The sequence below is a fragment of the Microcoleus sp. B4-C1 genome, assembly GCF_036705285.1.
Taxonomy (GTDB): Bacteria; Cyanobacteriota; Cyanobacteriia; order Cyanobacteriales; family Microcoleaceae; genus Microcoleus.
The window spans coordinates 1-4,731 of the sequence record NZ_JAUBUC010000174.1 but is presented as its reverse complement, the minus strand read 5'-3'; the positions used below and the strand labels follow the sequence as shown (position 1 = coordinate 4,731).

Here is a 4,731-nt window from a genome sequence, read left to right as displayed (position 1 = left end):
CCGTCCAAAAAGGACGGGCGGGACGCCCATCCCACAATAACAATTAAAATTGTAAGTTATTTAATTCGCGATCCTAAGTTCTCGTGCAAGCTACAATTGCAGACTGCGGGCGCGATCGCACTTTATCTGCACCCGCTACCACTAAAACCCCGCAAATCGCGCCCGCAGTGCGACAGAATCGGGATTTGCGGGTTCGCGCAGTACGATCGGGCGCTCGGCCATTTTAGATTTTAGATTTTAGATTTTAGATTTGCCATGACTGATGACGATCGGCGTAATGTAAAAATCAAAGTATAACCCTTTTATTTGCCACTCCCCTCATGCCTTTGCCGCGCCTGTTAACCTTAATTGCTGCTTTCTGCCTCGCCCTGGGGCTGATTATTGGGCTGGTGAGTTCCTTAACAGGGCTTTACAGTCAAGTTGCGTGGTCTGCTTCTCCGCTGCTGGCTAATTTGCTGATTTTCCTGATAATTGTACTTTTGGGAACCCTAATTTTTGCGCTGGTTTACTATTTTAGGCTGCTGCAACGCCCCCAGAAAGTTAAGGGAAAACGGCCGATTACTCCGAAGATTCCTGTTGTGAAAAGTGAAGCTGCTTCGGAAAATCTTAAAGCAATTCGGCAACAAGTCGATCGCATTCAAGATGAAGTAGCGCGGCAAGCTTTGCTGTTGAGAGCCCGCGAAATTGAAGCTAGCATGGCGAGGGGCAGCGTTCGAGTAGTTGTTTTCGGCACCGGTTCTGCGGGCAAAACTTCCGCTGTGAATGCGCTGGTGGGGCGGATGGCGGGACAGGTGGGCGCGCCGATGGGAACTACCGAAGTTGGGGAAACTTACACTCTGAAATTGAAAGGAATCGATCGAGAATTAGCAATTACTGATACCCCTGGCATCTTGGAAGCGGGAGTTGCGGGAACTTACAGAGAGGAATTGGCGAGGCAGTTGGCGGCGAGGGCAGATTTGATCTTATTTGTTTTGGACGGCGATTTACGCAAATCCGAGTACGAACCGCTGCGGACTTTGGCGGAAATTGGCAAAAGGTCGATCGTGGTTTTTAATAAAGTTGACCTTTATCCCGACACCGACAGAGATGAAATTCTCGATCAACTGCGGCAGCGAGTCAAAGGTTTTGTATCAGCAATGGATGTAGTAGCAATTAGCGCCAATCCGCAAAAAGTTGTACTAGAAGACGGCACAATTTTTCAGCCATACCCGGATATTATGCCATTAATTCGGCGCGTCGCTGCGATTTTGCGAGCCGAAGGTGAAGACTTAATTGCGGACAATATTTTGCTGCAATCTCAGCACTTAGGAGACCAAGCGCGCAAGTTAATTGATGCTCAAAGAAGGCGGCAAGCTGATAAGGCAGTAGAGCGATTTCAGTGGATCGGAGCCGGAGTAATTGCCGTAACGCCTTTGCCTGTTGTGGATTTGTTAGCGACAGCAGCAGTTAACGCTCAAATGGTAGTAGAAATTGCCAAAATTTACGGCTGCGAATTAAATATCGATCGCGCGAAAGAATTGGCATTGTCTCTAGCAAAAACCCTAGCAAGTTTGGGAATAGTTGAAGGGGTAATTCAAGTAGTGTCAAGGGCGCTGCAATTAAGCGTAGCGGGGTTTGTACTTGGCAAAGCAATTCAAGCAGTTAGTGCGGCTTATTTAACTAGAATTGCTGGTAAAAGTTTTATTGAATATTTCCGCCATGACCAAGATTGGGGCGATGGTGGCATCGCCGAAGTTGTACAAAGGCAGTTTCAGTTAAATAGGAAGGACGAGTTTGTCAAAGCATTTGTCAAAGATGCGATCGCCCGCGTTGTCGAACCTCTGAACATTTATCAGCAGGAATCGGAACCTGAATTAGAAATGTCAGCCGAATTGGAAGCAGAACCTTTGTATCAGCCACCACAACAAGACGATTGGGAAACTTACAGCAACAAACGAAACGATGACTGGTAATGGGCAAAACAGGGAATTGGGCAAACAGGGAATTGAGAATTGGGTAATTACGATCGTTCAATGAGATGTTCCCTGAGTATGCTTTGTTGAATTTTATTAAGAAATTTTACAATAATTTTACACATGGGGGAGACTCCGGGGGGAGCAAGTCAAACCGAGCGATCGGATGGAACACAATTTTGATAAGATTGAAGATTGACAACAAAATTTGCTATTGTGCGTCCGGGTAAAAACAATGAGCGATCGACCAATTATTCTCGGTATTGTCGGAGACAGCGCAGCGGGCAAAACCACCCTGACGCGGGGAATTGCCCAAGTATTGGGGCCAGAAAATGTCACTGTGATTTGCACTGACGACTATCATCGCTACGACAGAAAGCAGCGGGCCGAAATCGGAATCACAGCATTGCATCCCGACTGCAATCACCTCGATATCATGCAGCAGCACCTCAGCCTGCTGCGTACCGGACAAGCAATTCTCAAACCCATCTACAACCACACGACAGGTACATTTGACCCGCCGGAATACATCAAGCCCAGCAAATTTGTCATAGTTGAAGGTTTGCTGGGTTACGCAACCCGAACAATCCGCGATTCTTACGACGTAAAAGTGTATCTTGCTCCTCCCGAAGAGTTGCGAACTCAGTGGAAAGTTAAGCGCGATGTCATGAAGCGCGGTTATACTGAAGAACAGGTGCTTGCAGAAATAAAAAAACGGGAACCAGACTCTGAAGACTTCATTCGTCCTCAGCGCAAATCGGCCGACGTTGTAGTTAGTTTTTACCCGCCCGAAGCGGAAAATGAATCAAATTTGAGCGTCCGTTTAGTGCTCAGGCCGACAATTCCTCACCCTGATTTTACTGAAATTTTAGGTCGAGGCAGCGAGAGTTTTAAACCTGCAATTCGCTTGGGACTCGATCGGGATATGGGCAAACCAGTGGACGTTTTGGAAGTAGACTCCCACGCTACCAGCGAGCAAGTAAACGAACTGGAAATGATGTTGTGCGGCGAGTTGCCGCACCTGCGGGGATTTTGTTCCGCCCAAGGCAACCCGGAAATTGGCAAACTGATCGGCACAACTGGCGAAGTTTTGCAAAGTTACCCGCTAGCTTTGACGCAGTTGCTGGTTGCATATCACATGATGAAAGCAATTCATGTGTATTAGTTAGTTGGCAGTTAGCAGTTGTTGGTTGTTAGTTGTTATTGCAATGATTAATAACCAATAACTAATGTACTCGCAAAGTCTGGTTAACAGTGCCTAATTGCTGAAGTGGCATGGAGACTGGCAACTGACTTTGAGGTGCGGGCACCATTTCGCCTCGGAAGTCAAGGAGGGTAACAAGGAGCAGGTAGGCAACTGCTAAAACTATAGAAATCACTCCAGTGATAATAGCAACAAGTTTTGAACGTTCCATATTGAGAAAATTTTAACTACAGCTAATATTAGTTTAACATTAAAAAGAGCAATTATTACTTAACTTATGCAATAGAATATAATCAGGTGCTAGTTATTTCTCTGACAAAAATGGAACCTCTTATAGATGCGCCAAATCCCACCGAGATGCCCAGAGCTACCCCAGTGGTGGAAACATTTAATCTGGGGAAGTTCTACCGTACTGGCTTCTGGATGAATGAAAAAATTGAATCGCTCAAAAATTGCACTCTGACTATCTCTGAGGGGGAAACTTTTGGGTTGTTAGGGCAAAATGGAGCGGGGAAAACTACGCTGCTGAAAACTTTGCTGGGTATAGTGCGGCCCACTTCTGGCCGGGCGCTGCTGTTGGGGAGGCCTTTGGGCGATCGCACTGTGAAGCAGCGAGTCGGCTATTTGCCAGAAAATCCCTATTTTTACGATTATCTCACGGGCTGGGAATTCTTGCAATTTGCGGCGGGGTTATTTCAAATTCCCACCTCGATTCAGCGACAGCGAATTCCCAATTTGCTAGACTTAGTTGGGCTATCTCAATCGGCGGCAATTAAAAAACAGTTGCGCCAGTATTCTAAGGGAATGCTGCAACGGATCGGCATGGCTCAAGCTTTGATTAACAATCCAGATGTGGTATTTTTAGATGAGCCGATGTCTGGTTTAGATCCGATGGGACGCTATCAGATGCGGGAGATAATTTTATCGCTGAAAAATCAAGGAAAAACAATTTTTTTTAATTCACATATATTGTCGGATGTGGAGAAGATTTGCGATCGAGTGGCAATTTTGGCTAAGGGTGAATTAATCTGCATGGGTGCGATCGATGAACTTTTGGGTAATACTGAAACTTACCGGGTTGAAGGTAGGGGAGGCCACTTGAATATCCTGCAAAAATGGATACCGGATATGGAAGTTGATAATGATTTGTGGTACGGTCATTTGCAGGGCGATCCGAAGGAGTTTATTTCTAGTCTGAGCGGTACGGGAGGGCAGTTAATTGGGATGAATTTGGCTAAGCCTAGTTTGGAAGAGTTTTTTATGCAGCAACTGCAAGAAAGAGGGATTTATTCTAGTGGTTGAAGTATAGCCTTTTGAGTTCTCATAGGAGGTACTCATGGGCATAGGGCATACCTCACTTTTTTTGAGAAAGGCTATATCTTAAAAGACGTAGATTGGGATTGATGGTGGCGCGGGGGCGGGTTTACGAGATTGTGGGTTTTGGGCAATTACAGCATATTCCATGTATATGCGGTACACACAATCTTGTCGTAAGCATAGGTGCGTCGCCACCAGTCAATCTGCAAGTTTCATTAAACATGAGCAGATCCGCACCCTACATAACAATGTACCAAC

General features: G+C 46.0%; 5 protein-coding genes. 4 read left to right on the top strand and 1 reads right to left on the bottom strand.

The annotated features are described in order from the left end of the window. The 3 genes from QUB26_RS31215 to QUB26_RS31205 all read left to right on the top strand — a co-directional run. On the top strand, positions 1 to 234 hold a 234-nt coding region (locus QUB26_RS31215), incomplete at its 5' end, for a hypothetical protein (RefSeq protein WP_333302677.1). Between the two features lie 86 nt (positions 235 to 320). After that, complete coding sequence (locus QUB26_RS31210; protein WP_333241948.1) at positions 321 to 1,952, top strand: GTP-binding protein; 1,632 nt, start codon at positions 321 to 323, stop codon at positions 1,950 to 1,952. A 235-nt stretch (positions 1,953 to 2,187) separates the two neighbouring features. Next, entirely contained in the window at positions 2,188 to 3,117 is a 930-nt protein-coding gene (locus QUB26_RS31205; RefSeq protein ID WP_333241946.1) for a phosphoribulokinase, read from the top strand. A gap of 61 nt (positions 3,118 to 3,178) precedes the next feature. On the opposite strand, the gene QUB26_RS31200 is transcribed toward QUB26_RS31205, so the two are convergent. Continuing rightward, entirely contained in the window at positions 3,179 to 3,367 is a 189-nt protein-coding gene (locus tag QUB26_RS31200; protein WP_333056649.1) for a hypothetical protein, read from the bottom strand. Between the two features lie 110 nt (positions 3,368 to 3,477). Here QUB26_RS31200 and QUB26_RS31195 point away from each other — a divergent pair, with 110 nt between their 5' ends. Beyond that, on the top strand, positions 3,478 to 4,458 hold the full coding sequence (locus QUB26_RS31195; RefSeq protein ID WP_333241944.1) for an ABC transporter ATP-binding protein: 981 nt from the start codon (positions 3,478 to 3,480) through the stop codon (positions 4,456 to 4,458). Positions 4,459 to 4,731: the final 273 nt, after the last annotated feature.

Bases quoted from the DNA above. Each gene is read 5' to 3' on its own strand.
- QUB26_RS31210 (WP_333241948.1), top strand. From the start codon at position 321: ATGCCTTTGCCGCGCCTGTTAACCTTAATTGCTGCTTTCTGCCTCGCC.
- QUB26_RS31200 (WP_333056649.1), bottom strand. From the start codon at position 3,367: ATGGAACGTTCAAAACTTGTTGCTATTATCACTGGAGTGATTTCTATA.
- QUB26_RS31205 (WP_333241946.1), top strand. From the start codon at position 2,188: ATGAGCGATCGACCAATTATTCTCGGTATTGTCGGAGACAGCGCAGCG.
- QUB26_RS31195 (WP_333241944.1), top strand. From the start codon at position 3,478: ATGGAACCTCTTATAGATGCGCCAAATCCCACCGAGATGCCCAGAGCT.